This window comes from Arthrobacter sp. NicSoilB8 (assembly GCF_019977355.1).
GTDB lineage: Bacteria > Actinomycetota > Actinomycetes > Actinomycetales > Micrococcaceae > Arthrobacter.
Window position 1 is genome coordinate 1497870 of record NZ_AP024655.1, and the last position, 26170, is coordinate 1524039.

Sequence of the window (26170 nt, forward strand, 5' to 3'; positions counted from 1 at the left end):
CGGGCCGGTGTTTGCTAGGCTTATACCCGCTTCATTCCTCCTTAGCTCAATTGGCAGAGCATTCGACTGTTAATCGAAGGGTTGCTGGTTCAAGTCCAGCAGGAGGAGCGCACAGTCCCCGTTCCGGGTTTCCGGAACGGGGACTTTTTTATACCCGGAGGGGGTATTTTGGGCCGCGCCGGCGCTGGTTCCGCGACCGATTTCCCTACCGGCAAATCCTTTGCTAATGTCATACCTGCTTCATTCCTCCTTAGCTCAATTGGCAGAGCATTCGACTGTTAATCGAAGGGTTGCTGGTTCAAGTCCAGCAGGAGGAGCGGACAGGTCCCGCGGCCGGTGAAAACCAGCCGCGGGACCTTTTTCTTGTCCCGATCAAGGCCCGTTCAGGAGCCGGGGCCCTTCATTGGCCGGGCCTCAGACGAAATACATTTCCACCTGCAGGAAGCGTTGGGCCTCGGCCACCGCGGCCTCGAACGCCTCCCGCTCAGTCGGGGACTTTCGCGGCTCGCGCGGGTGCCATTCGTGCGGCGCCGAATGCACCTGCGTGAAGCCGGCGCCCGGGGGAGCGTAAAAGATGCCGAACCGCTGGACCGGCCACTCCGGGGAGGTCTCCGGGGCCACCAGGAGGGCGGAGTCATACGCGGGGTTGTACCACTGGGCAATCGGGCGGCGGCGGTCCTCGGTAAACAGGCCGGCGGCATACATGGCGGCCGACTGCTGGCTGGTCTGACTGCACAGACGATCCCACCACAGGGGCAGGATTCCGTCGTCGCACCGCTGCCACGTGGCCGGGAGAGGCTGGGGTTCCTGCCAATCGGGCATAAAACAACTTTATCGCCCGCCGCGGACGTCGAACAGGGTGCGCCGGGGCCGGGCACCCCGCGCCCCGGGCCCCGACCCGCGCGCCTCCCGCCCCGAGCCTGGGCTCGTGCCCGCACCCTGTGCCTGTGCCTGTGCCTGTGCCCGCAGTGCGCCGTGTCTGTGCCTGTGTCTGTGCCCGCAGTGCGCCGTGTCCTCGCCCGGGGCTGCGCAGGCACGCTTTCCGCGCCAGCCGGGACATGCCCAGTGCTGCCCTTGGCGCATGGACATAATGCCACTATGCCCAGTCCCCGGCGCGAAGACTGGACATGTCCCTCAGGGGTGGGCGCGAAGAATGAGCATGTCCCTGGGATGGTCCGCTGGCATTGCTTGACATGCCCCGTCCTCGCCGCGAGCGATGAGCATGTCCCCCCGGGGCGGGATGCGGGCCCTACTGGATCGGGGGCACCGTGCTCGGCCGAACGACCAGCCACAGCGCAGCCGCCGCGAGCAGGATGCAGACGGCCTGGACGGCGCCCATGGGTGTTGCGGACTCGACGCCGAGCCAGCCGACCACCGGGGAGACCAGGCCCGCCATCAGGAAGGTGGCCGCACCGAGCAAGGATGCCGCGGTACCGGCCTGGGCACCGTGTTTGGCCAGGGCCAGCACCTGCACGGTGGGGAACGTGAAGCCGGCGCCGAGGATGTAGAACCACAGGGGCACCAAGACGCCCCACAGGCCGAAGCCCAGCTGGTCGAAGATGACAATCAGCACGGCCATGAGGAACATCCAGGCCGTGGAACAGGCCAGGATCCATTGCGGCGGGACGCGCCTGACGATCCTTGCACTGGTCTGGACACCGGCCACGATGCCGAGGGAGTTGATGCCGAAGAGCAAGCCGTACTGCTGGGGCGAGAAGCCGTAGACGTTTTGAAACAGGAACGGCGACGCGGAGAGATAAGTGAACAGGCCTGCGAAGTTCATGCCGCCCACCAGCAGCAGACCCACGAAGATCCGGTCGGAGAACAGCACCTTGTAGCGCTGGCTCGCGGTCAGCCCGGTTTTTCCGCGCAGCTCCGGTGGCAGGGTCTCGCGGATCACGAACAGGGCCGCGATGATGACGCATGTCCCGTAGGCCGCCAGGAACAAGAAGATGCCGGGCCAGGGCATCAGTAACAGCAGCTGGGAGCCGATGACCGGGGCCAGGATCGGAGCCAGGCCGTTGACCAGGGCCATCCGCGAGAACATCCGCACCATCGCATAGCCGCTGAACAGGTCGCGGACCATGGCCATGGCCACCACGCCGCCTCCCGCGGCCCCGACGCCCATGAGGACCCGGAAGAAACCCAGGGTGGCGATGTCTGTGGACTGGGCGGCGCCCAGGGACGCCGTGATGTGGACCGCCGTCGCCAGGATCAGGGGCAGCCGCCGGCCGAACTTGTCGCTCAGCGGCCCCACCACGAGCTGTCCCAGCGCGAACCCAATCGTGGTCCCGGTCAGCGTCAGCTGCACCGCCGCCGCGGAAACGCCGAGGTTCTCTTCCAGGGCCGGGAACGCGGGCAGGTACAGGTCAACCGTGAACGGCCCAAGGGCAGTCAAAGCGCCGAGCGTCAGAATATAGAGAAACTTGCGACGGCGGCTCAGGGAATCACCGGGATTGGGGGGTGTGCTCACAGAGGTCCATCCTAGGGCCCGCAGGGGCGGCCGGCGGGTGGTTGCGCGGGCGCGCCACGGCTTGCCCGAAAAGGGCTCCCAAGAGCCGAAATGATAGTTTTGACACCGGGGTCTGTGCGAAGCTGTCCAGACCCGGCAAGCCCGCGGGAGCGGAACGACGGATGGCACCAGTTAGGCGGGACCGATGAGCGGACGTCACAGCGGCGGGACAGGCGGTGGGCTGCGGATTTCCGCGCTGCCGAAAACCCTGAAGATGATCTCCAGGCTGGCGCCCCGGCAGCTCAATGACGAGATCGCCCTGGCCAAGGTCGAAATCAAGCGCAAGGGCGTCCAGGTCGGCATTGCCGGAGCCTTCTTCGCCGTCGCGCTTGTGTTCGTGGCACTGCTGGTGATCGGACTCGTCGTTGCCGCAATCATGGGACTGGCCACGATCATGCCGGCGTGGCTCGCGGCCCTGCTGGTCAGCGCCGTCTTCCTGATCATCGCCGCGATCGGTGCGCTCATAGGACTGAACAAGTTCAAGGCAGCCCTGCCGCTGCTCCCGGAGGACACGGTCCGCGGCCTCAAGCACGATCTTGGTATCGCCAAGGAAGGCTCTGCATTCGACGCAGCGGTCCTGGACCCGAACTCCGAACAGTACAAAGCCGCCAAGGCCGCCAAGGAGGCCGCCGCCGCCAAAGCGAAGGCAGAGAAGGAAGCCAAGGCTGCCGCCAAGCCCGACCTCGGACCCGCCCCCACTGAGGCAGAACTCCGACGTCGGCTGGATCAGCGCCGCACGCATCTCACCGGTGTGCGGGACGATCTCGGCCGGGAACTCGACGTCAAGACCCAGGCCCAGGCCCTCCTGGCCGCCACCCATGCGCGGCTGCAGGACGGCAAGGAACAGCTCAGCGACAAAATCGCAGGCTTCCGCGCCTCAGCCCAGGCCTCGGCGGGGAAGCCGCCCGCCTCCGCAGAGGGGAGCCTGGCCGGCCAGCTCAGGCAGCGCTGGAAGCCCCTTGCGCTCCTGGCCGCGTCGGGCGCCGCCCTGGTCGTCCTGGTGCGCAAGCTGATCAAGGGCTAGGCAGATCCCTGCACCCAAACGCCAAACCGTTGCCGTCCACGGAAAGGGGGAATCGATGAAATTCATCGGCGCTGGCGCCCGGCCCGGGCAGCCCCTCGTCCACCGCGACGCTGTCTTCACGATTCCCAATGTCCTGACCGTGGTGCGCTTCCTTGGTGTCCCGCTGTTCATCTGGCTCGTCCTCTCCGAGCACGAGTACGGTTACGGTGCCCTCGTGCTCGCCGTCATGGCCAGCACCGACTGGGTGGACGGCTACATCGCCCGCCGCTTCAACCAGATGTCCAACCTCGGCCGCGTCATGGACCCCATCGCCGACAGGCTCTCCCTGATCGCGGTCGCCGTGACCCTCGTGATCGCCGGGGTCGTCGAGTGGTGGTATCTCGCGGCGCTGCTGGTCCCGGACGCGGTCCTGCTGGGCCTGTCACTGTTCTATTTCCACGGCCACCCGGACCTGCCGGTGAGCCGCATCGGCAAGATCCGGACGGGCCTGCTGCTGGTGGGCACTCCGTTGCTGGTGCTGTCCAAGCTCCCGGTGCCCGCCGCGGACGTCTACGCCACGGTCGCGTGGATCTTCCTGGGCCTGGGCCTCGTGGGGCATTGGATCGCGGCCTACAACTACGTTTGGGCCATCATCGGCAAGGGCAGGGAACTCCGGGCTCACGACGGCGGCTCCCACTGATGGTCTGGCTTGCGGTTTTGCTTGCGGTACTTGGCGCCTTCTGCCTGGCGTTTGGGGCACAGCGCCAGGGCAGTGCGGTCAAGGCCGACACCGGCGGGCTGGCGCTGAGCACCCACGGCCTGCTGCGGCTCGTGCGCAATCCGCGCTGGGTTTGCGGGTTCCTGCTGCTGTGCGTCGGGATGGGGATGAACGCGATCGCCCTCGTCATGGCACCCTTGACGGTGGTGCAGCCGATCGGCGCGATCGCCCTGGTCATCACCACCGTGGTCAACACTAAGGACCAAGGTCTGAGCATGAACCGGGCCACAATCGTGGCCATCTCGCTCTGCGTGACCGGCTCAGCGCTGTTCGTGCTGCTGGCCGTCACCGCGACGCAGGAGAATCACAACGTCAGCAGCGAGGACGAGCTGACAATCGTGCTGCTCCTGGCCGTGGCGGTCGCGGCGTTTGGCACGCTCGCCGTCCTGTTCAGGCACCGCATGAGCGCCTTCGTCTACATCCTCGGCGCCGGAGTCCTGTTCGGCTTCGTGGCTGTCCTGACCCGCATCATCGGCAGGCACCTGCTCGACCCCAACGGACAGTTCCTGCTGAACGTGCCGTGGTACAGCGTTGTGGCGATTATTGCTGCCGGCGCTCTGGGATCGTGGTTTGTCCAAAGCGCGTACTCGAGCGGACCGCCGGACCTCGTGATCGCAGGATTGACCGTGATCGACCCCATTGTGGGCATCGCGATCGGCATCGTCATTCTTGGAGAACTGCGTCCGGATGTCCAAGCCGTCACGGCCATTGCCATGGGGACGGCCGCATTGCTTGCTATCGTGGGAGTTATAGCCCTCTCCAGGCACCACCCGGAGGTCACCAAGCGCAAGAAGGACGCGCGGAAGGCCGCGGGCAGGTCCTAGGGCGTCAGTCCAGACTTCGGCTGCAGGCCCGGCGCGCCTGCGCCGACCGCCGGCCGGCCGCCATTGATCCAGCTGTCCTCACAGCGACCACCAGGAGCTCTTCACGTGACCAAGTCCGACAACCAGCCCCCGCTGACCATCCTGATTGCCGCTGACACGTACCCGCCCCACGTCAACGGGGCCGCCCAGTTCGGCTACCGCCTCGCCAAGGGCATGACGGCCCGCGGACACAAAGTGCATGTCCTGGCCTGCCGCCCGGGCAAGGGAGCGAGCTACAGCGAGTTCAGCGAGGAGGCCACCGTGCACCGCCTCCGCTCCCATTCCGTGCCCACGCACGAGTACTTCCGGGTCACCTTCCCGTGGGAGATCAAGAAGGAAATCGGACTGTTGTTCGACCGCATCCAGCCGGACGTAGTGCACATCCAGAGCCACTACATGATCGGCGAGCACGTCCTGTACGAGGCCGTGAACCGCGGCATCCGGGTGGTGGCGACGAACCACTTCATGCCGGAAAACCTGAACCCCTTCCTGCCGTTCCCGCAATGGTTCAAAGACATCATTGGCCGTATCTCCTGGCGGGACATGGGCAAGGTCATGGGCCAAGCCGACGTTGTGACCACACCCACGCCGCTCGCCGCAAAAGCCATGCACCAGCATGCCTTCCTTCGCAAGGTCCTGCCCCTCTCTAACGGCATCGACGCCGCCGCCTACGAGCTGGGTCCCGACGAAACTGTGGAACGCCACGCCAGCCCGACCGTACTTTTCGCCGGCCGGCTGGCGGAGGAGAAGCACGTGGACGTGCTGATCGACGCCGTCGCGAAGACGCCGAAGGACCTGGACATCCACTTGGAAATCGTCGGCGGCGGAGAAGTCCGCCCGGCCCTCGAAGCCCAGGTCGCCCGGCTCGGGCTGACCGACAGGGTCAAGTTCCTCGGCCTGGCCAGCGACGCCGACCTCCGCAAGGCCTACATCATGGCCGATGTCTTCTGCATGCCTGGAACGGCTGAACTTCAGTCCCTCGTCACCCTGGAAGCGATGTCGGCGTCGACGCCGGTCCTGCTGGCCGACGCCATGGCGCTGCCGCACCTCGTGCGCGACGGCGAGAACGGCTACCTCTTTACCCCCAATGACAGCGATGATCTCGCCGCGAAGCTGACCCGCGTCTTTTCGCTGCCCGCCGACGAGCGCGAGGCGATGGGCAAGACCAGCCGCGAAATGGTGGAGAGCCACGGCATCGCGCGCACGCTGCAGACATTCGAGGACATCTACCGCGGCGCGAGCTACGACGACTTCGTCCTCTAGGCAGGCCGCCTGGTACCGAGGCGCCCACTGCGCCCCGCACCGGCGCGACCAGTTCAGTTGCGTGCAGGCCGGCCGCCGTCCGGTGGCAGGCTCCACGCGTGATGCGTCTAGTATTGCTAGAGTGTTTTTGCCCGGAATTAGTCCGGCCCAATGGGCCGGATCCGGTTCCGGGCGCAGGGGGCTATAGCTCAGCTGGTTAGAGCGCGGGACTCATAATCCTAAGGTCCTCGGTTCAAGTCCGAGTAGCCCTACCATTCTGCGGATTTCCCTCATTACGGGTTCCGTGTCCACGGGAGCCGTGGCTGACGTCCGACGTCGGCCACGGCTCCCTTTGCATGGTGGTTCCCGGCGCTTGCAGGCACTTCCGAACTGCGGTAAGTTACTGATCAGTAACATACCGCAGGCGCGAAGCCCGCGGCCTTTTGGTCGCCGCTGATCACGAGTGAAGGAACATCATGTCCAAAGCTGCAATCGACATCCACAACCTGCCCTACGCCGATGGTGACTTCTTCGCGTTCGAGCAGCTGCTCAGCGCCAAGGAGCAGGACAGGCTGGCAGAAGTCCGGGAGTTCCTGGCCCGCGAGGTGAGGCCGATCGCCGTCGATTGCTGGAACCGCGCCGAGTTCCCCATGGATCTGATCCCGAAGCTTGCCGAAATCGACCTGGTCAGCCCGGTGAAAAGGCAGGGCTACTCCAACCTCTTCGCCGGAGTCCTGCACGCCGAAGCCACCCGTGCGGACACGTCGATCGCGACGTTCATGGGGGTCCACGACGGGCTCTTTACCGGCTCCATCGAAGCCCTCGCCTCGCAGGAGCAACAGGACGCCTGGCTCCCGGATATCTACTCGCTCAAGAAGATCGGGGCCTTCGGCCTGACCGAGCCCCTCGGCGGTTCCGACGTCGCCGGCGGTACGCGCACCACGGCCCGGCGCGACGGCGGGAACTGGATCCTCAACGGGGCCAAGCGCTGGATCGGAAACGCCACTTTCTCCGACTGGGTGGTCATCTACGCCAGGGACGTCGACGACAACCAGGTCAAGGGATTCCTTGTCGACACCACGACCGAGGGCTACAGCGCCACGAAGATCGAGAACAAGATCTCGCTGCGTACGGTTCAGAACGCCGACATCATCCTGGACAACGTGGTGGTTCCGGACTTCTTCAAGCTCGCCAACGCCAACAGCTTCCGCGACACGAACAAGGTGCTCAAAGTAACCCGCCTCGCCGTGGCCTGGCAGGCGGTGGGGCAGCAGCTCGCGGCCTTCGACGTCGCCCGTCGCTACGCCGTGGAGCGCAGCCAGTTCGGCCGCCCGATTGCCTCCTTCCAGCTGGTGCAGAACCAGCTCGTGCAGATCCTCGGGAACGCGGTCAGCTCCATGGGCATGATGGTCAGGCTTTCCCAGCTTGAGGACGCCGGCCAGGCAAAGGATGAGCAGTCCGCCCTGGCCAAGGCGTTCACCACAGCGCGGATGCGCGAAAGTGTCGCCCTGGGCCGCAGCATCCTCGGCGGCAATGGAATCGTCACGGACTTCGAGATGGCCAAAGTGTTTGCCGACGCCGAAGCCATCTATTCCTACGAGGGCACGCACGAAATCAACACCCTCGTGACCGGCCGGGCGATCACGGGGATTTCCGCGATCGTCTAAGGCGCGACGTTCGGGCGCCGCTTCGCCGCCACGCCGGGGGGCCGCCTCGCCGCCTTGCGGCGACGCCGGGGCGACGCCTTGGCGCCAGACCGCCCGACGCCCGCTCATCCTGGGCCGCTCTCGAGGGGCGGAAGCAGGACCGAGGGTCGCATGTCAGTCACGAACGCCAGCGGGTTCACGTACTCCTCGCCCCGGCGGACGCCCCAATGGAGGCATGGCGGCGCCGGGCCGCAGTGGCCGGTCTGCACCTGGCCCAGGACGTCGCCCTCCGCCACGGCGGAGCCCGCCGTCAGGGCACTGGCCACCGGCTCGAAACTGCTGCGGAGTCCATTGCCGTGATCGATCGTGATCACCGGCCGGTCCACCACAATTCCGACAAAGCTGACCGTCCCGGCCGCCGGCGAGATGACCGGGGCGCCGTCGTGCGCGGCCTCGACATCGACACCGCGGTGACCACTGAGCCACGGCTTGGCCGGGGGATCGAAAGCGCGCAGAACCGCCGGCCGCGGCCGGAGCGGCCAACTCCAGGAAGGTGCCGCGACTGGCCCGGCCCGGGGGGAGCCCCGGACGCCGGATCTGGAAATCACAAGCTCAGGTGCGGCAGGGAATGCCGCTACAGCGCCGAAAGCCGGGGCGACTAAAGCTGCGGGGGAGGAACCCCCGGGGATCAGTATTCCGGGCGCGGGGGACAGCGCCACGAGCAGTGCCGCGAGCAATTCTGCTAGCAATGCCGCGGGGCAGGCTGGGGTGTTCATGCCTCCAGCCTGCTGCGGCAGCGCGCAGAGCGGAACCGCCAAGGTCGGCTATGTGGACAACCACGCCGGCCACTGCTCCAGCCGCGAAATCCCGCCCCGCAGCCTCCTCGAAACGGTCCTTCGGCGCGGGACCGCTGTAGTACACTTGGTGGAGCAGTTTGCTGTGCCCTCATGCTTGCTCACTACGACGGTCACTGACGTGATACGACGTGATAATCGGATTGTCCAAGCCGGCACGCCTCATTCAGGGGTGCGGGGGAGCAGCAGCTGACTACGCGCATCCAGCCCTCCTCATAAGAAGCCACAAACTTCGGCTGCGGAGGACTGCGCCTCCTGCGGTCCGTTCCCTATGGCACGGATGGGAAGCGCAGTGGATGCCAGGAGCAACGCCCGTCCCGGGTGATTGCTAAACAACCGTCAACTATTGGCAGGGTAAGAGAGCCATGGGCTCTCTCATGAATGACCTGCCGGAAGGAGCGTCGGCATGCCCGTCGTAACTATGCGCCAGCTGCTTGACAGCGGCGTCCACTTTGGACACCAGACCCGCCGTTGGAACCCGAAGATGAAGCGCTTCATCTTCACGGAGCGCAACGGTATCTACATCATTGACCTGCAGCAGTCGCTGTCCTACATCGACCGTGCCTACGAGTTCGTGAAGGCCACCGTTGCACACGGCGGCACCGTTCTCTTCGTCGGCACCAAGAAGCAGGCGCAGGAATCCATCGCCGAGCAGGCCACCCGCGTTGGCCAGCCGTACGTCAACCAGCGTTGGCTCGGCGGTATGCTCACCAACTTCCAGACTGTCTCCAAGCGCATCCAGCGCATGAAGGAACTGGAAGAGATCGACTTCGACGACGTCGCCGGTTCCGCATACACCAAGAAGGAACTGCTGCTCCTTCGCCGCGAACTCACCAAGCTGGAAACCAACCTCGGTGGTATCCGCAACCTGACCAAGGCGCCGTCCGCGCTGTGGATCGTTGACACCAAGAAGGAACACCTTGCTGTCGACGAGGCCAAGAAGCTGAACATCCCGGTTGTGGCCATCCTGGACACCAACTGCGATCCTGACGAAGTCGACTTCCCGATTCCGGGTAACGACGACGCCATCCGCTCCGTCAACCTGCTGACCCGCGTTGTCGCCGACGCCGTTGCTGAAGGCCTCATCGCCCGTAACCAGCGCGCCACCGGCACCACGGAAGCTCCGGAAGAGCCGCTGGCCGAGTGGGAGCGCGAGCTCCTCGAAGGCAACAAGGCTGAAGCTGCTGCAGCGCCTGCCGCTGAAGAAGCACCGGCTGCTGAAGCTGCTGCTGAAGCACCCGCCGCTGAAGAAGCACCGGCAGCTGAAGAAGCGCCGGCCGCCGACGAAGCCAAGTAGTCAGACAAGTAAATCTGGATCTCCCCACATGCGCTCCGGTGCATGGGGGTACCGACAGGATGGCCGCTCACTGGGTGAGCAGCCGTCCTGTCGGTCCGTACACCACATAAATTTCTAGACAGAGGGGTTCACATGGCGAACTACACTGCCGCTGATATCAAGGCTCTGCGCGAGCGCACCGGCGCCGGCATGATGGATGTCAAGAAGGCTCTTGACGAAGCCAACGGTGACGCCGAAAAGGCCATCGAAATCATCCGCATCAAGGGCCTCAAGGGCGCCACCAAGCGCGAAGGCCGTTCCACCGCTGAAGGCCTGGTCGCTGCCAAGGTCGCCAACGGCGTCGGCGTGATGATCGAAGTCAACTGCGAGACCGACTTCGTCGCCAAGGCTGACAAGTTCATCCAGCTCGCCGACAAGGTCCTGGCCGTTGCTGTCGAGTCCGGCGCCGCCGACCTCGAAACCCTGCTGGCCACCGACGTCGACGGCAAGCCGCTGTCCGAGGTTGTCATCGAAGAGGGCGCCGTTCTGGGCGAAAAGGTTGTTGTCCGCCGCATCTCCCGCATCGAGGGCGCGACGGTCGACGCTTACCTGCACAAGACCTCCAAGGACCTCCCGGCTCAGGTCGGCGTCCTGTTCGCTGTTGACGGCGAAGGCGAAGCAGCTGCCACCGCAGCCCACGACGTCGCCGTTCACATCGCCGCGATGTCCCCGAACTACCTTTCCCGTGAGGATGTGCCGGCCGAGCTCGTCGAGTCCGAACGCCGCATCGCCGAGGAGACTGCCAAGGCTGAAGGCAAGCCCGAAGCAGCCATGACCAAGATCGTGGAAGGCCGTGTCACGGGCTTCTACAAGGGTGAGGTTCTCCTCGACCAGGCATTCGCCAAGGATGCCAAGAAATCTGTCGCACAGATCCTCGAAGAGGCCGGCGTCAAGGGCACCGCGTTCTCGCGCTTCCGCGTCGGTTCCTAGTCAGACACGTCAGACACCAGTCAGACATTAGTCAGACACGCTAAGGGGGTGGTCACCACGGTGGCCACCCCTTTTGCATGCACGCACGAGGTACCTGTTCCTGCCACGGCCGGAATGCCGCCTTGGGCGCCCAGCACGATAACCTAACTCAGAGTTCACCAACGGGAAGGCACCATGGAAACCGTCACCACTTCAGCCCAGCCAAAGAAGAACAGGCGCCGCGTCCTCTTGAAGCTCTCCGGCGAGGTCTTCGGCGGCGGGAAACTGGGCGTTGACCCCGATACCGTCCGCGGCGTGGCCAAGCAGATCGCGGCCGCAGTCCCCGACGTCGAGGTCGCAATCGTCGTCGGCGGAGGCAACTTCTTCCGCGGCGCCGAGCTTTCCCAGAGCGGCATGGACCGCTCCCGCGCCGACTACATGGGCATGCTCGGAACCGTCATGAACTGCCTGGCCCTCCAGGACTTCCTGGAACAGGCCGGGGTGGAAACCCGCGTGCAGAGCGCAATCACCATGGGCCAGGTCGCCGAGGCGTATATTCCCCGCCGCGCCATCCGCCACATGGAAAAGGGCCGGGTTGTCATCTTCGGCGCCGGCGCCGGCCTGCCGTACTTCTCCACGGACACCGTGGCTGCCCAGCGCGCCATGGAAGTCCACGCCGACGTAGTCCTGATGGCCAAGAGCGGGGTCGACGGCGTCTACACTGCTGACCCGAAGAAGGACCCGACGGCGGAGAAGCTGCACCGCCTCAGCTACGACGACGCCCTCCGCCGCGATATCCGCGTGATGGACCAGACCGCAATGACCATGTGCAAGGACAACAACCTCACGATGGTGGTCTTCGGCATGGAAGGCGAGGGCAACGTCACCCGCGCCATCCTTGGAGAAGACCTGGGCACCGTCGTCACCCCCTAGCAACGGCTAGGATGTTTTCAGGACCTTCCGCCGCCAGGCGGAAAACACAGGCGCCAGGCGGAAGACACGGGCGCACAAGAAGACGTGCCGCGCCCCGGCCGCCGGGACGCACCAATATCTGAGGAGAGACCGTGATCGAAGAAACCTTGCTCGAAGCCGGGGACAAGATGGACAAGGCAGTCGAGGTAGCCAAGGAAGACTTCGCCTCAATCCGGACGGGCCGCGCGACGCCTGGCCTGTACAACAAGGTCATCGTCGAGTACTACGGCACCCCGACGCCGCTGCAGCAACTGGCCTCCTTCGCGGTCCCGGATGCCCGCACCATCCTCATCACCCCGTACGACAAGACGGCCCTGCGCGACATCGAACGCGCCCTGAGCGACTCCGAGGTGGGTGCCAACCCCTCCAACGACGGCAACGTCATCCGGATCACCATTCCCGAGCTGACCAGCGAACGGCGCAAGGAATACGTCAAGATCGTCAAGTCCAAGGGCGAGGACGCGAAGGTGTCCATCCGCAACATCCGCCGCAAGGCCAAGGAAACGCTGGACAAGCTCGTCAAGGACGGCGAAGCCGGCGAAGACGAAGGCACCCGCGGCGAGAAGGAACTGGACGCCATCACCAAGGCGCACGTGGACGGGATCGACGAGCTGCTCAAGCGCAAGGAAGCTGAGCTGCTCGAGGTCTGATGGATCAGGCAAAGGAGTCCTCCGGCCCGCGCGTCCGGAGACGGGGGAAACAGCGCGACAACCCGACGCCCAAAGCGGGCCGGAACCTGCCCGCCGCCACCGTGTCCGGCGTCGGCATGCTCGTGTGTGTCCTGGGCGGGCTGTTGTTCCTTCCACTGGGCTTCGTTCTGGTCACCGCCACCTTCGCGATCTTCGGCGTCTGGGAAATCTTCCGGGCGCTGGAGGCCGCGGGCACCCGTCTGCCCATCGTCCCGGTGATGGTGGGCACGGTGGCCATGCCGATCGCGGCCTACTTCGGCGGTCTCGAAAGCCTGCTGTTTGCCATGCTCGCCAGCAGCGTGGCGGTGCTGCTGTGGCGGACCCTTGAAGGCGCCGCCGGATCGGCGCGCAGCATCTTCGCCGGGGTCTTCACCCTATCGTGGGTGCCGTTCCTGATCAGTTTCGCGGCCCTGCTGCTGCACACGCCCGACGGCGAGACGCCGATCGGCCTCTGGCCTGACGGGATCCCGCCGGGCGCCTGGCAGATCGCGACGCTGCTGCTCCTGGTGGTGGCCAACGACACCTTCGGGTACCTCGTGGGCGCGTCCCTCGGCAAGCATCCGATGGCCCCCAAAATCAGCCCCAAAAAGACCTGGGAAGGCTTCGCCGGCTCCATCGCCGGGGCCGTCGTCGTCGGTGTGCTCGCCACGGTCTTCGTGCTGGGCAAGCCGTGGTGGGTCGGTGTCGTGCTCGCCGTGGGCATGGTCGCGGCCGCCACCGCCGGCGACCTCGCCGAATCCATGGTCAAGCGCGAGCTCGGAATCAAGGACATGAGCAGCATCCTCCCCGGCCACGGAGGCGTTATGGACCGCCTGGACTCGATCGTTTTCGCCTCGCCGGCGGCCTTCATCCTCTTTTCGGCCGTCGCTGGCGCCTAGGCACATCCGCACCAGCACTCCCGGCGCCTAGAATGGTGCCGAGCAAACCAGCCGAACGGCATCAAAGGAACAAACTAACAGTGGACATTCAACGGCAGATACCTGCGTCTTTTGACCGCGTGCAGCGGAACCAGTATGGCTACAACGCCAAGCAGGTCGACGATTTCCTGCAGCGCGCACGGGTGTCATTCGAAGCTCCGGGCTCGGCCGCACGCGCGGTCAAGAGCTCTGACGTCCGCGCCGTTTCCTTCGACCCGGTGAAGGGCGGCTACGCTGCGGCCGGGGTGGACGCCGCGCTGGACCGGCTCGAAGATGCCCTCGCCCGCCGGGAGCGCGACGAGCTTGTTGCCGAACGCGGCGAGGAGGCCTGGCTGCGCGAAATCGGCCGGCTCGCCGGCGTCCTGCGCGGACGCCTGCACCGCCCCGACGGCCAGCGCTTCCGGCGCCCGTCCAAGCCCAAGGCCCGCAGCTACAACACCACCGATGTTGATGACCTGTGCCACGAGCTGATCGGCTACCTCGAGGAGGATCAGCCGCTGAGCGTCGACAACGTCCGGCGCGCCGTGTTCCGCCCTGCCGTGGGCCGGGACGGCTACGAGGAAAGCCAGGTGGACGCGTTCCTGGAGCGCGCCGTCGAGCTCATGGCCGCCATCGACTAATCCCGCCGGAGGCTGCGGCCGCCGGAGGCCAATTGTGGCGGCCGCTTGACCGCAGGCCGCTGGGCCTCTGCCGTCGCTCCGCTGCGGCCGCCTGACCGTCGAGGCGGCAGCTCCGCCGCACGGCGCACCCGCCAGAACCGTCCGACGCCGGATCAGCGTTCCGTCGCGAGCGGCCGTTCCGGGGTGTGCAGCCGGGTCATGAGCCGCGTCATTGTCCGCGGCACCCGGCCCCGGGTGGCCCGTGACACCAGGACCGTGACGGCGAACGCGGCCGGCACCGTCCACGCGGCGGGCTGCGCCAGCCATGACGGCGTCTGTGCCGCACCCAGCACCGAGCCGGCCACCATCGCGCCGCCGCAGAGCACGCCGCCCGTCGCCATGCCGGCGATTGCCCCGGCGTCCGTCAGCCCCCGCCACCAGATGCCCAGCAGCAGGACCGGGCAGATCGTGGATGCGGTAAAGGCAAACACGAGTCCCACGCTGCCGGCCAGGGCCAGGGATTCGGTCATGGACGCGATTCCGAGCGGGACCAGCGCCGAAATCAGCGCCGCCAGCCGGAAGCCCCGCACGCTGCCGCCAAACACGTCCTGGCTGATCACGCCCGCCAGCGAGACCACCAGGCCCGACGTCGTCGACAGGAACGCCGCGAAGGCCCCGGCCACCACGAGCGCGGTCAGGAGGTCCCCGGCCGCCCCGCCGACCACCCGGCCAGGCAGCAGCAGCACGAGGGCATCGGCCTGGCCGCTCTGGGCGAGATCGGGGGCGAACACCCTGCCGAGCATGCCGTACGCGGTCGGGAACAAATAGAAGACCGAGAGCAGGCCCAGGACAATCAGGGTGGTCCGGCGGGCGGACTGGCCGTCCGGATTCGTGTAGAAACGGACCAGCACGTGCGGCAGTCCCAGGGTCCCGAAGAGCAGGGCCACGAGCAGCGAAATGATCTGATAGGGACCCGTTGGCGCCAGCGCCGTCGGGTTTACCGCAGGAGGCGCGGCGGGGGCGTTGCTGCCGCCCAGCACCAGGAGCATCAACACGATGGGCACCGCCAGCGCGGTCAGCTTGAGCCAGTACTGGAACGCCTGGACGAACGTGATGGAGCGCATCCCGCCCGCCACCACGGTGATGCAGACGACGGCGACCACCGCCACCGGGCCCACCCATGCCGGCAGCCCGGTGGTGATCCGCAGGGCCAGGGCCGCGCCGTGGAGCTGCGGGACGATGTAGAGCCAGCCGACCAGGACCACCACCAGGCTTGTGACGCGGCGGACGGCATGCGAATCCAGGCGCGCCTCGGTGAAGTCCGGGATCGTGTAGGCGCCCGAGCGTCGCAGGGGAGCGGCGACGAATAAGAGAAGCATCAGGTATCCGGCCGTGTAGCCCACCGGATACCACAGGGCGTCGGTGCCGGACAGCAGGATGAGCCCGGCAACACCCAGGAAGCTCGCGGCCGAGAGGTACTCCCCGCCGATCGCCGAGGCGTTCCACCACGGTTTGACCGTCCGGGAGGCCACATAGAAGTCCCCCGTGGTGCGCGAGACCCGCAACCCGTAGAAGCCGATAACAGCCGTGGCGAGCGAGACGGCGGCGAAGGCGGCCACGCCGACGACGGGGTTCACCGCACGCTCACCCGGCCCCTCAGATGGCTGCCCACGCGTCCTGTCATGTGGCCGCCCGGCGGGCGCGTCGCCTGTTGGGTCATTTGTCGCCGGCGAGGTCGCGGTAGCGGGCCTCGTTCCTGGCCGCGGTCCGCACGTACAGCCAGGCGCTGAGGCCGATCACGGGATAGATCCCTGCGCCCAGCAGGACCCAGTCGAAGGGAAGGCCGGCAATCGTGGAGTCCGCCAGGCCCGGGACCAGCCCCAACATCAGCGGGAAAGCCAGCAGGATCAGCAGGAAACCCAAGGCCACCACGAGGCCCAGCCGGAGCTGGGACCGGATGAGCGAACGGACGAACACCTGCCCGGCGTCGGATTCCTCCTCCGCCTCCCGCGAGGCTGCCGCGGAGCGCCCGCCGGTCACCCCGGGGCTGTTCGGTGTGATGCTGCCCGATGTGGCGCTGCCCGCCTTGACGGTCCGCGGGGCTGTGACCCGGACCCGGGTCATGCCTGTGGCCGGATGCGCGTTGCGCCGAGCTTTTCCCGGACGGCCGGCAGATGGCGGCGGCTGATGGGCAGTTCGGCGCCGGCAACGGTGACGCTGGGCCGCGCTGCGGCGAGCAACATGCGGCTGACGTGGCTCAGCGCGACCAAGTAGGAACGGTGGATGCGCAGGAACCCGGCGTCGGCCCACTGCTGTTCGAGGTCGGCCAGCGGTACCCTGATGAGATAGCTCGCATCGGCAGTGTGCAGCCGGGCGTAGTCGCCTTGCGCCTGGACGTAGGTGACGTCTTCGCGCCGGATCATCTTGGTGGTCCCGCCGAGGTCCACGGTGATCATTTCGGGGGCCCGGGCCCCGTCCTTGAGGAGTTCGCTGATGCGGCCGATCGAGCGTGCCAGCCGCTCGGCGCGCACCGGTTTAAGCAGGTAGTCCACGGCCGCGAGCTCGAAGGCTTCCAGCGCGCAGTCCTCGTCCGCGGTCACGAAGACGACGGCGGGCGGGCGGGCGCTGCGCGAAATGGCCCGGGCGATGTCCAGCCCGGACAGCGCCGGCATGTGGATGTCGAGGAAGACGGCGTCGACGTCCTCGGCTTCAAGGGCCCGCAGGGCCTCGGCGCCCGAGGAGGCCCGGTAGATGGCGCCGATCCGGTCATCCCTGCCCAGCAGGAAGGCCAGTTCCTCTACGGCGGGGAGCTCGTCGTCGGCGACGAGGACGTTAATCATGGCACTAGCGTACTGCCGCAGCCATTCTGACCCGCTCAGGCGTCGTGCCGCGGCTGGGACTTGGGGACGCGCATCGTGATCAGGGTGCCTTCGCCGGGCGCCGTCTCGATCACGAGGCCGTTGTCGTCCCCGTACACCTGCCGCAGACGGGCGTCGACGTTGCGCAGCCCCACGTGGTCGCCGTCGCTGTGCCCGGCCAGGACGGAACGCAGCTGGTCCGGGTCCATGCCCACGCCGTCGTCCTCGATCGTCACCTCCGCGAATGCGCCGGCGTCGTTCGCCGTGATGGAGATGTGGCCCGGGCCCTCCTTGGCCTCCAGGCCGTGCCGGACCGCGTTCTCCACCAGCGGCTGCAGGCTCAGGAACGGGATCACGGTGCTGAGGACCTCCGGTGCGATCCGCAGGCTCACCTGCACGCGGTCCCCGAACCGGGCCCGCTCCAGGAGCAGGTACCGGTCGATGCAGCGCAGCTCCTCGGCGAGGGTGGTGAAGTCGCCATGGCGGCGGAAGGAGTATCGGGTGAAATCGGCGAACTCCACCACGAGCTCCCGCGCCCGCACCGGATCCGTGTTGATGAAGGACGCGATCGCGTTGAGCGAGTTGTAGATGAAGTGCGGGCTGATCTGGGCGCGGAGGGCCCGGACCTCGGCTTCCATCAGGAGCGTGCGGTTGGCGTCGAGTTCGGCCAGCTCCACCTGGGTGGCCACCCAGTCCGCCACCTCCCCGGTGGCCCGGACCAGTCCCGCGCCCGCGGCCGGGGCGAACGCGGCCACCACGCCCACCACCCGGGTGCCGGCTTTGATCGGGGCGATCACGACGGCGCGCTCCACTTCCGGCGTCAGCGGCCGGCCGCCTTCGCCGGCGGCCAGCAGCTGGAGTTCGCCCGCCGGAATCACGGCGAGGTGGCCGCCGTCGAGCACTTTTGACGCGAGCCCCATCAGGGCCGGCTTGAGCTCCTCTCCGGCGCCATCCCATGCAAGAACGCCCGTCGTGTCAGTGATGGCGAGGGCATCGCAGCCCAGGATGCTGCGCAGCTGCCGGCTGGCCTTGGCCGCGCCGGCAGGGTTCAGGCCCGTCCGCAGGTACTGGCCGGCGCGGGAGGCGGCGTGGAGTGTCGTGTACGTGGCCCGCTCGGCATCGGTGCCGAGGTCCCGGAAGGAACGCAGAACCTTGAGTCCGACGGCGACGACCACCGCGATCGCCATGGCGATCACCGCGACGGCCGCGGCGGTGAACAAGGGAGAGTCCGGCATGGTGCTCAGCCTACCGTCGGTTCCGGGACGGCCGGCGTTGGGCGGCGCGGAACCGGGGGCGTACCGGTGTTGGGCCTGATTTGTGTCCGCAGGCTGCCGTTTGGCGCAGCAGCGGGACCGTTGAGCGACGCAGGCTGCCCGGGATCTGGAACGTAATGCGCGTCACGGTACACAGTGATTGCAGTCACATTGGCAGGATGGGTCGTCCCGCGCAGACCACGGCAGCCGGTGTGGACTCACCAGTCTCAATGAGGAGGAACCGATGGGTCACGACGCCCAAGAAACGGACGCAGCGGCGGCCGTGGACTTCAAGGAAGTCCAGTCGACGGAGCAGTTCAAGGAACTGCGCAAACGTCACCGCAGCTTTGTCTTCCCGCTGTCCATTGCCTTCCTGCTCTGGTACTTCGCCTACGTCCTGCTGGCCGATTACGCGGTGGGATTCATGTCGACCAAGGTCTGGGGCAACATCAATATCGGCCTGATCCTGGGCCTGCTGCAGTTCGTCTCCACGTTCGCGATCACGGGCTGGTACGTCAGCTACTCGAACCGCAAGCTGGACCCCATTGCCGCCGAAATCCGTCAGGAAATCGAAGGCCACGAATTCGACAAGCACGGCAACCCGGTAGGGGGGACAGCAAAATGACAGTCATGGTCCCCGCGGTCAATGTTCCCGCGGTCAATGTCGCCGCGCTCAAAGACACCACCCTGCTGAACATGGGCATCTTCGCCCTCTTCGTCGCGATCACCATGGTCATCGTGATCCGGGCCAGCCGCAACAACAAGACGGCGGCCGATTACTACGCGGCCGGGCGTTCCTTCACGGGGCCGCAGAACGGCACGGCGATCGCGGGCGACTACCTCTCCGCTGCGTCCTTCCTGGGCATCACCGGCGCCATCGCCATCAACGGCTACGACGGCTTCATGTACTCGATCGGCTTCCTCGTCGCCTGGCTCGTCGCCCTGCTGCTGGTCGCCGAACTGCTCCGCAACACCGGCAAGTTCACCATGGCCGACGTCCTCTCCTTCCGGCTCAAGCAGCGCCCCGTGCGCATCGCGGCGGCCATCTCGACGCTGGCCGTGTGCTTCTTCTACCTGCTGGCACAGATGGCCGGTGCCGGCAGCCTCATCTCGCTGCTCCTGGGCATCAGTGACTGGGGCGGACAAGCCCTGGTGATCATCGTCGTCGGCGCCCTCATGATCATGTACGTCCTGATCGGCGGGATGAAGGGCACTACCTGGGTGCAGATCATCAAAGCGATGCTCCTGATCGCCGGAGCCGCCGTCATGACCTTCTGGGTCCTCGCGATCTACGGCTTCAACCTCTCCGACCTGCTCGGCGGTGCGGTGGAAACCTCGAAGAACCCGAACCTGCTCAACCCAGGACTGCAGTACGGCAAGACCGAGACCTCCAAGCTGGACTTCCTGTCCCTCGGCCTGGCCCTCGTGCTCGGCACCGCAGCCCTGCCGCATGTGCTGATGCGCTTCTACACGGTTCCGACCGCAAAGGAAGCCCGCAAGTCCGTGGTCTGGTCCATCTGGCTCATCGGAATCTTCTACCTGTTCACCCTGGTCCTGGGCTACGGCGCCGCTGCACTGGTGGGTGCCGACACCATCAAGGCAGCCCCGGGAGGCGTCAACTCGGCCGCACCGTTGCTCGCCTTCCACCTCGGCGGACCGTTGCTCCTGGGCTTCATCTCGGCGGTGGCCTTCGCGACCATCCTGGCCGTCGTCGCCGGGCTCACCATTACCGCGGCGGCATCCTTCGCCCATGACATCTACGCCAGCGTCATCGCCAAGGGGAAGGCCGACGCCGCTACCGAGGTCAAGGTTGCGCGCCGCACCGTGGTGGTGATCGGCCTGCTGGCCATCGCCGGCGGCATCTTCGCCAACGGACAGAATGTCGCGTTCCTTGTGGCGCTCGCCTTCGCCGTGGCGGCCTCCGCCAATCTTCCGACCATTCTCTACTCGCTGTTCTGGCGCCGGTTCACCACCCGGGGAGCCTTGTGGAGCATGTACGGCGGGTTGTCCGCAGCCATCATCCTGATTGCGCTCTCCCCGGTGGTATCGGGAGCCAAGACGTCGATGATCCCCGGCGCCAACTTCGCGATCTTCCCGCTGAGCAACCCGGGCATCGTCTCCATTCCGCTCGCGTTCTTCCTCGGCTGGCTCGGGACCGTGCTGGACAAGCGGAAGGAAGATGTCACGAAGCAGGCCGAAATGGAGGTCCGTTCCCTGACCGGTGTGGGTGCCGAGAAGGCCACCAACCACTAAGTCCGGCGCGCCGGCGCCTGACCGGGCACCGGACCGGATCTAACGCAGGAGCTCCCGTGCATCAGCACGGGAGCTCCTCTGCGTTACGGACGGACGGACGGACGGCTGGCGGCCGGGAGGGCGTTCCGGGCTCAGCGCTGCGGGCGCAGCCGGATATTGACCATCTTCAGCTCGTGGAGGCCCTCGAAGCGGTAGACCAGCTCCACTCTCTTGGTGTCACAGTCGATGGAACCCGCAATGTCGGCCGCGTTGGCGCCGTTCCTGGAACTGACGTTGACGCTGGAATAGTTTGGCCTGCAACTGCTGTCCAGCCCCAGGCCGTGCACGCCGAGGGCGAACTCCTCGCGTGAAAGCTTCTCCTTGAGGGCCGGGTCCAGATAGTTTTCATAGGCGTTATCGACGTCGCCGGCGATGATCAGCCTGGTGAACTCGTCCGCGATGCCCCGGGCCTGATTGCTGGCTCCGCCCACCACGTTGATCAGGATGACGCCGCCGACCGTCACCAGCAGCAGGACACCGCCAATGATCCCCAGCACAATCCACAAGGCCTTGTGGCTCTTTTTCGCGGGAGGCCGGCCCGGACCCCCGTAATACGGCGGGCCGTAGTGCGGCGCACCGGTGCTGGGCGGCGGGCCGTAGTGCGACGCGCCGGTCCCCGGCGGCGGGTAGTTTGCTGGTGCGCCTTCGGCCGGCGGAGCAGGCGCCGCCGCGTAGCCGGGCGGCGGGTAGGTGGGCGGTGCGCCGTCGGCCGGCGGAGCAGGCGGGGCCGCGTAGCCCGGCGGCCCGGACGGGGCCGCATAGTACGGAACGGGCGGCTGCCCGGGCACCGGTCGACCCGCTAAAGGCTCGTGCCCGGGCTGCGGCGGTACCGGACGGCGCGGTTCCTCGGGACTGCTCACTGTTCCAGCCTTTCCGGCAGTCCAGACAGCCACTGCCCGTTGCGCAGGGCCGCGTGCGCGGACCCAAGAACTCAAAGGGGACCAACGGACACAGCCTAGCGCCGCGGCCGGCTGCGGCACAGGGCAGAAGTGCACATCATTTACGCAGATCAGAGCTCAGATCACCGCGCAGATCAGGTCTCAGATGAGTGCCAGCCACAAGCACAGATCAGCGGGCCAAGATGCCGCTCAGCTGTCGGCGGATCCGCGTTCCAGCAGCGGCTGGATCCGGAACGGGATCAGCTCACCCATCGCCAGGGCAGTATCGGTCCGGTCGACGCCGTCGCAGGCCAGAATCTTGCCGTTGATCCGGAACAGGTCCTCGGCGTCGAGCGCCACCACCCGCAGGAGCAGATCGGCCGATCCCGTCAGACCGTATCCCTCCAGGATTTCCGGAATGCCGGCGAGCTCCACGGCGAGGCTGCCGAGCTTCTGCTGCTGGACATGGACGGAGATGAAAGCCATCAGCGGATACCCCAGGGACGCGGGATTGATGCGTCGCTCGAAGGACAGGAACACGTGCTTCTTCTCCAGTTGGGCCATCCTGGCCTGCACCGTATTGCGCGACAGCCCAAGCTTCTGGGCGAGGGCAACCACCGTCCGCCGGGGGTCCCGGGCCATGGCCGAAAGCAGGCGGGTGTCGGTGCCATCCAGAGGTTGCATAATGCGCAAGATTAGCACGGTCTGGGCATGCCAAACAGTGCATAATGCTCAACATTTTTACGGGTGGTTGTACCCGATGAGCATTGTGAGTAGGGTCACAATTATCCGGGGCAACGGCGCCCGGGCGGCTGGCGCGCCGCGGGATCACGAGTCCTGCGAGCTCCGGTCAGACGACGTCAGAAGGTGCGGACAACTGTGTTTACCGACGACGCGGGCAAGGGCGGTATCTCCGCCGGGGGCCCCGGAAGCAGTGAAAATTCAACGAGGCGGACGGGCGGCGATCTCGTCCAGCTCATCACTCCGGCGGGTGAGCGCATCAGCCATCCGGAGTTTGATTCCTGGCTCCAGGACGTTAGCGACGAGCAGCTTGGCTCCCTCTATGAGGACATGGTGGTCATCCGCCGGATCGATGCAGAGGCCACTGCCCTCCAGCGGCAGGGCGAACTCGCCCTCTGGCCGCCGCTCCTGGGCCAGGAGGCATCCCAGATCGGCTCGGCCCGCGCTCTGCGCGAGGACGACTTTGTCTTCCCCAGCTACCGCGACAATGGCGTGGCCTACTGCCGTGGAGTGAAACCGGAGGACCTCGTCCGCGCGTGGCGCGGCAATGCGTCCGCCGGCTGGGACCCGTTCACGGTCAACGTTGCCACGCAGCAGATCATCATCGGTTCGCAGAGCCTGCACGCCACCGGCTATGCCATGGGCATCCAGAACGACGGCGCCGACTGTGTCGCGGTCGCGTATTTCGGTGACGGCGCCACGAGCGAAGGCGACGTGAACGAGGCGATGGTGTTCGCCGCGAGCTTCCAGGCGCCGGTGGTGTTCTTCTGCCAGAACAACCACTGGGCCATCTCGGAGCCCGTCCGGCTGCAGTCCCACATCCAGCTCGCCGACCGCGCTTCCGGCTTCGGCATCCCCAGCATGAGGGTGGACGGCAACGATGTCCTCGCCGTGATGGCCGCCACCCGCATCGCCCTGGACCGTGCGCGGCACGGCGGCGGACCGACCTTCATCGAGGCCGTGACCTACCGGATGGGCCCGCACACGACGGCGGATGATCCCACCCGCTACCGGGATGCCAACGAGCTCGAGGACTGGAAGGCCAAGGATCCGATCAGCCGGCTGAAGTCGCTGCTGGACCGCAAGGGCCTGCTGACCGCGGACCTTGAGGCCGCCGTCGCCGCGAAGGCCGACGCCGTGGCCGCGGAACTGCGCGCCGGGACCATCAACATGCCCGAACCGGCACCGCTGGATATCTTCAAGCACGTCTACAGCACGCCCAACTCCTGGCTGGACCGCCAGCAGGAGCAGTATTCCCGTTACCTGGCTTCCTTCGGCGATCCCGCGGAAGCCGCTTCTGAAGAAGGTGCTCGCTGATGACGCAGATGACCTTTGCCCGGGCCATTAATTCCGGCCTGCGCAAGTCCCTGGAAAACGATCCCAAAGTCATCCTGATGGGGGAGGACATCGGGGCGCTCGGCGGCGTCTTCCGCGTCACCGACGGGCTGCAGAAGGACTTCGGAAAGCACCGCGTGGTGGACACGCCGCTGGCCGAGTCGGGCATCATCGGCACCGCCGTGGGCCTGGCTTACCGCGGTTACCGGCCGGTGGTGGAGATCCAGTTCGACGGGTTCATCTACCCGGCGTTCGACCAGATCGTCAGCCAGGTCGCCAAGATGCACTACCGCACCCAGGGCGCGGTCAAGATGCCCATCACCATCCGCGTCCCGTTCGGCGGCGGCATCGGCTCCCCGGAGCACCACTCCGAATCGCCCGAGGCCTACTTCACCCACACCTCAGGCCTGCGCGTCATCAGCGTCTCCAACCCGCAGGACGCTTACACCATGATCCAGCAGGCCATCGCCTCCGACGATCCTGTGCTGTATTTCGAACCCAAGCGCCGGTACCACGACAAGGGCGAGGTGGACGAGTCCGTCGACCTGGGCACTGCGCTGTCGATGGAGAAGGCCCGCGTGGTCACCGAGGGCAAGGACGTGACCCTCGTGGCGTACGGCCCGCTGGTCAAAACCGCCCGCGACGCCGCCCTGGCCGCGGCGGATGAAGGCGTCTCGGTCGAGGTCATCGACCTCCGCTCGCTGGCGCCGCTGGACTTCGCCACCTTGGAGGCCTCGGTCCGCAAGACCGGCCGGCTGGTCATCACCCACGAGGCCGCCCAGTCCGGCGGGCTCGGCGCCGAAGTCGCCGCGAGCATCACCGAACGCTGCTTCTACCACCTCGAGGCCGCCCCGGTCCGGGTGACCGGCTTCGACGTCCCGTACCCGTATTCGAAGCTGGAAATGCACCACCTGCCGGGCCTGGACCGGATCCTGGACGGCGTCGACCGTGCCCTGGGCCGCCCCAACTCCCTCAGCGGGCTGGAAGGATGAGCGCCACCATGATCAAGGAATTCAGGCTCCCGGACCTCGGTGAAGGACTCACCGAATCGGAAATCGTGGCCTGGAAGGTCGCGGTGGGGGACACCGTCACGCTCAACCAGATCATCGCCGAGGTCGAGACGGCCAAGGCCGTCGTCGAGCTGCCCTCGCCGTTCGCCGGCGTGGTCGCGGCCCTGCACGAACAGCCCGGCACCGTGGTCGAGGTTGGCAAACCGATCGTCTCCTTCGAGATTCAGGACGACGGCGGCGCCCCCGGCACCGCCGCAGGCGGCGGCGCGGATACGCCCGCCAAGCGCGAGCCGAACCTGGTCGGCTACGGCGCCGTCCTGGAAGGCTCCGGCCGGCCCGCCCGCCGCGCCCGCACCTTCGCCGCCCCGACGGCGGCCCCGGCAGCAGCACCGATGGTTGCGGCTGCGCCGGTGGTTGCACCGGTCCAGACGCAGGTGCCCGGCCCCGTTGAAACCAGGCCGGCCGCAACAGCGGCGGCCGGGGCTCCGGCGGCCGAGCGTCCGCGGTCCACGCCGCCGGTGCGCAAGCTGGCCAAGGATCTCGGCGTCGACCTCGAGGCCGTCACCGGCACGGGGGAGCACGGCCTCATCACCCGTGACGATGTCCGGAACTTCGTCGGCGGCGGGGACCTGCCCGCTGCCGCCCAGGAACTGGCCGGCACCCAGGATCAGCCAGTTGGGGCGCCGGCAGTTGGGGCGCAGCCCGCCGGGGCACCCAGCGGCGAGCGGGAGACCCGCACCCCGATCAGGGGCGTGCGCAAGTTCACGGCCGCCGCCATGGTGGCCAGCGCCTTCACCGCGCCGCACGTCACGGAGTTCCTCACCGTCGACGTCACCCCCACCATGGAGCTGCTGGCGCGCCTGAAGGCGAGCCGCGCGTTCGCCGGGTACAAGCTCACGCCGCTGACCCTGGTGTCCAAGGCCGTGCTGATCGCGCTGCGCAACCACCCGACGCTCAACGCCCGGTGGGACGAGGCCAACCAGGAGATCATCCAGTTCAACTACGTGAACCTGGGCATCGCGGCCGCGACCCCGCGGGGCCTGACGGTCCCGAACATCAAAGACGCGGACCGGATGTCCCTCCTGGACCTCTCCACCGCGCTGACCGACCTGACCGACACGGCCCGGGCCGGGAAGACCAGCCCCGAGGCCCTCTCCGGCGGCACGATCTCCATCACGAACATCGGCGTGTTCGGCATCGACGCCGGCACGCCCATCCTGAACCCGGGCGAGGCGGCCATCCTGGCCCTGGGCGCGGTCCGGAAGATGCCCTGGGAATACCAGGACGAGGTCGCGCTGCGCCAGGTCATGACGCTCAGCCTCTCCTTCGACCACCGCCTGGTCGACGGCGAACAGGGCTCACGGTTCCTCCAGGACCTCGGCACCATGCTCGCCGACCCGGGCATGGTCCTCGCCATGGTCTAAGCTCCATGGTTCACTGCTCCGCCCGCGCTGCCGGCTGCTCCTTCTTGGGGCGGCCGGCA

25 protein-coding genes and 3 tRNA genes are annotated in these 26170 nt (G+C 66.9%); 19 read left to right on the plus strand and 9 right to left on the minus strand.

All coding sequences use genetic code 11. From position 1 onward, the window contains the following. Positions 1–35: 35 nt before the first annotated feature. Both LDO15_RS06650 and LDO15_RS06655 read left to right on the plus strand, forming a co-directional pair. Positions 36–108, plus strand: a tRNA-Asn gene (locus LDO15_RS06650). A gap of 136 nt (positions 109–244) precedes the next feature. Next, a tRNA-Asn gene (locus LDO15_RS06655) sits at positions 245–317 on the plus strand. A 97-nt stretch (positions 318–414) separates the two neighbouring features. Here LDO15_RS06655 and LDO15_RS06660 read toward each other — a convergent pair. Then, positions 415–822, minus strand: coding sequence for a hypothetical protein (locus LDO15_RS06660; protein WP_223985243.1), 408 nt, complete (start codon positions 820–822; stop codon positions 415–417). A gap of 427 nt (positions 823–1249) precedes the next feature. Continuing rightward, complete coding sequence (locus tag LDO15_RS06665; protein ID WP_223985246.1) at positions 1250–2473, minus strand: multidrug effflux MFS transporter; 1224 nt, start codon at positions 2471–2473, stop codon at positions 1250–1252. Positions 2474–2657: 184 nt separating this feature from the next. Here LDO15_RS06665 and LDO15_RS06670 point away from each other — a divergent pair, with 184 nt between their 5' ends. From LDO15_RS06670 to LDO15_RS06695, 6 genes are all read left to right on the plus strand, one after another. Beyond that, positions 2658–3536 carry a phage holin family protein gene (locus LDO15_RS06670; protein WP_223985249.1) on the plus strand — a complete coding sequence of 293 codons (879 nt, stop codon included), beginning with the start codon at positions 2658–2660 and terminating at the stop codon, positions 3534–3536. 55 nt (positions 3537–3591) lie between these two features. Then, positions 3592–4215 (plus strand): CDP-alcohol phosphatidyltransferase family protein, encoded by a 624-nt coding sequence (locus LDO15_RS06675; protein WP_223985251.1) that lies wholly within the window; start codon positions 3592–3594, stop codon positions 4213–4215. After that, positions 4215–5117 carry a DMT family transporter gene (locus LDO15_RS06680; RefSeq protein WP_223985253.1) on the plus strand — a complete coding sequence of 301 codons (903 nt, stop codon included), beginning with the start codon at positions 4215–4217 and terminating at the stop codon, positions 5115–5117. Before LDO15_RS06675 ends, LDO15_RS06680 begins: the two co-directional genes overlap by 1 nt. Before the next feature lie 105 nt (positions 5118–5222). After that, positions 5223–6419 (plus strand): glycosyltransferase, encoded by a 1197-nt coding sequence (locus tag LDO15_RS06685; RefSeq protein ID WP_223985255.1) that lies wholly within the window; start codon positions 5223–5225, stop codon positions 6417–6419. 177 nt (positions 6420–6596) lie between these two features. Beyond that, a tRNA-Ile gene (locus LDO15_RS06690) sits at positions 6597–6673 on the plus strand. Between the two features lie 201 nt (positions 6674–6874). Next, positions 6875–8065 carry an acyl-CoA dehydrogenase family protein gene (locus LDO15_RS06695; protein WP_223985258.1) on the plus strand — a complete coding sequence of 397 codons (1191 nt, stop codon included), beginning with the start codon at positions 6875–6877 and terminating at the stop codon, positions 8063–8065. A gap of 104 nt (positions 8066–8169) precedes the next feature. Here the strand turns inward: LDO15_RS06695 and LDO15_RS06700 are convergent, their stop codons facing one another. Beyond that, a complete protein-coding gene (locus LDO15_RS06700) occupies positions 8170–8820 on the minus strand; it encodes a M23 family metallopeptidase (protein ID WP_223985260.1) in 651 nt (216 codons plus the stop codon). A 484-nt stretch (positions 8821–9304) separates the two neighbouring features. Between LDO15_RS06700 and rpsB the strand changes: the two genes are divergently transcribed. From rpsB to LDO15_RS06730, 6 genes are all read left to right on the plus strand, one after another. After that, complete coding sequence (gene rpsB / locus LDO15_RS06705) at positions 9305–10195, plus strand: 30S ribosomal protein S2 (protein ID WP_223985262.1); 891 nt, start codon at positions 9305–9307, stop codon at positions 10193–10195. A gap of 132 nt (positions 10196–10327) precedes the next feature. Then, on the plus strand, positions 10328–11164 hold the full coding sequence (gene tsf / locus LDO15_RS06710) for a translation elongation factor Ts (protein ID WP_223985264.1): 837 nt from the start codon (positions 10328–10330) through the stop codon (positions 11162–11164). A 174-nt stretch (positions 11165–11338) separates the two neighbouring features. Next, complete coding sequence (gene pyrH / locus LDO15_RS06715) at positions 11339–12076, plus strand: UMP kinase (protein WP_090576522.1); 738 nt, start codon at positions 11339–11341, stop codon at positions 12074–12076. Positions 12077–12207: 131 nt separating this feature from the next. After that, positions 12208–12765: a ribosome recycling factor gene (frr, locus tag LDO15_RS06720; protein ID WP_223985265.1), complete on the plus strand. Its 558-nt coding sequence runs from the start codon at positions 12208–12210 to the stop codon at positions 12763–12765. Beyond that, positions 12765–13682, plus strand: a complete 918-nt coding sequence (locus LDO15_RS06725) for a phosphatidate cytidylyltransferase (RefSeq protein WP_223985266.1) — start codon at positions 12765–12767, stop codon at positions 13680–13682. Before frr ends, LDO15_RS06725 begins: the two co-directional genes overlap by 1 nt. A 32-nt stretch (positions 13683–13714) precedes the next feature. Further along, positions 13715–14341 carry a DivIVA domain-containing protein gene (locus LDO15_RS06730; RefSeq protein WP_223985269.1) on the plus strand — a complete coding sequence of 209 codons (627 nt, stop codon included), beginning with the start codon at positions 13715–13717 and terminating at the stop codon, positions 14339–14341. Between the two features lie 152 nt (positions 14342–14493). On the opposite strand, the gene LDO15_RS06735 is transcribed toward LDO15_RS06730, so the two are convergent. The 4 genes from LDO15_RS06735 to LDO15_RS06750 all read right to left on the minus strand — a co-directional run bounded on the left by LDO15_RS06735 (position 14494) and on the right by LDO15_RS06750 (position 18413). Further along, on the minus strand, positions 14494–15957 hold the full coding sequence (locus LDO15_RS06735; protein WP_223985271.1) for a cation acetate symporter: 1464 nt from the start codon (positions 15955–15957) through the stop codon (positions 14494–14496). Between the two features lie 79 nt (positions 15958–16036). Then, on the minus strand, positions 16037–16444 hold the full coding sequence (locus tag LDO15_RS06740) for a hypothetical protein (protein WP_223985273.1): 408 nt from the start codon (positions 16442–16444) through the stop codon (positions 16037–16039). Next, positions 16441–17160, minus strand: a complete 720-nt coding sequence (locus LDO15_RS06745; RefSeq protein ID WP_223985275.1) for a LytTR family DNA-binding domain-containing protein — start codon at positions 17158–17160, stop codon at positions 16441–16443. The genes LDO15_RS06740 and LDO15_RS06745 overlap by 4 nt, the downstream gene beginning before the upstream one ends. A gap of 35 nt (positions 17161–17195) precedes the next feature. Further along, entirely contained in the window at positions 17196–18413 is a 1218-nt protein-coding gene (locus LDO15_RS06750) for a histidine kinase (RefSeq protein WP_223985278.1), read from the minus strand. A gap of 262 nt (positions 18414–18675) precedes the next feature. Between LDO15_RS06750 and LDO15_RS06755 the strand changes: the two genes are divergently transcribed. Together LDO15_RS06755 and LDO15_RS06760 are read left to right on the plus strand one after the other, a co-directional pair. Continuing rightward, positions 18676–19056: a DUF485 domain-containing protein gene (locus LDO15_RS06755; protein ID WP_223985281.1), complete on the plus strand. Its 381-nt coding sequence runs from the start codon at positions 18676–18678 to the stop codon at positions 19054–19056. Further along, the gene (locus tag LDO15_RS06760; RefSeq protein WP_223985283.1) at positions 19053–20684 is read left to right on the plus strand and encodes a cation acetate symporter; all 1632 of its coding nucleotides are present in this window, start codon (positions 19053–19055) and stop codon (positions 20682–20684) included. The genes LDO15_RS06755 and LDO15_RS06760 overlap by 4 nt, the downstream gene beginning before the upstream one ends. Before the next feature lie 131 nt (positions 20685–20815). On the opposite strand, the gene LDO15_RS06765 is transcribed toward LDO15_RS06760, so the two are convergent. Continuing rightward, the gene (locus LDO15_RS06765; RefSeq protein WP_223985286.1) at positions 20816–21583 is read right to left on the minus strand and encodes a hypothetical protein; all 768 of its coding nucleotides are present in this window, start codon (positions 21581–21583) and stop codon (positions 20816–20818) included. Positions 21584–21811: 228 nt separating this feature from the next. Beyond that, positions 21812–22285 (minus strand): Lrp/AsnC family transcriptional regulator, encoded by a 474-nt coding sequence (locus tag LDO15_RS06770; RefSeq protein WP_223985288.1) that lies wholly within the window; start codon positions 22283–22285, stop codon positions 21812–21814. 195 nt (positions 22286–22480) lie between these two features. On the opposite strand from LDO15_RS06770, the gene pdhA reads away from it, so the two are divergent. Genes pdhA through LDO15_RS06785 form a run of 3 tightly spaced genes read left to right on the plus strand, consistent with a single transcriptional unit; the run spans position 22481 to position 26111 of the window. Then, positions 22481–23659: a pyruvate dehydrogenase (acetyl-transferring) E1 component subunit alpha gene (gene pdhA, locus LDO15_RS06775; RefSeq protein WP_223985289.1), complete on the plus strand. Its 1179-nt coding sequence runs from the start codon at positions 22481–22483 to the stop codon at positions 23657–23659. After that, on the plus strand, positions 23659–24669 hold the full coding sequence (locus LDO15_RS06780; protein ID WP_223985290.1) for an alpha-ketoacid dehydrogenase subunit beta: 1011 nt from the start codon (positions 23659–23661) through the stop codon (positions 24667–24669). Before pdhA ends, LDO15_RS06780 begins: the two co-directional genes overlap by 1 nt. Beyond that, complete coding sequence (locus tag LDO15_RS06785; RefSeq protein WP_223985291.1) at positions 24666–26111, plus strand: dihydrolipoamide acetyltransferase family protein; 1446 nt, start codon at positions 24666–24668, stop codon at positions 26109–26111. Before LDO15_RS06780 ends, LDO15_RS06785 begins: the two co-directional genes overlap by 4 nt. Positions 26112–26170 lie beyond the last annotated feature (59 nt).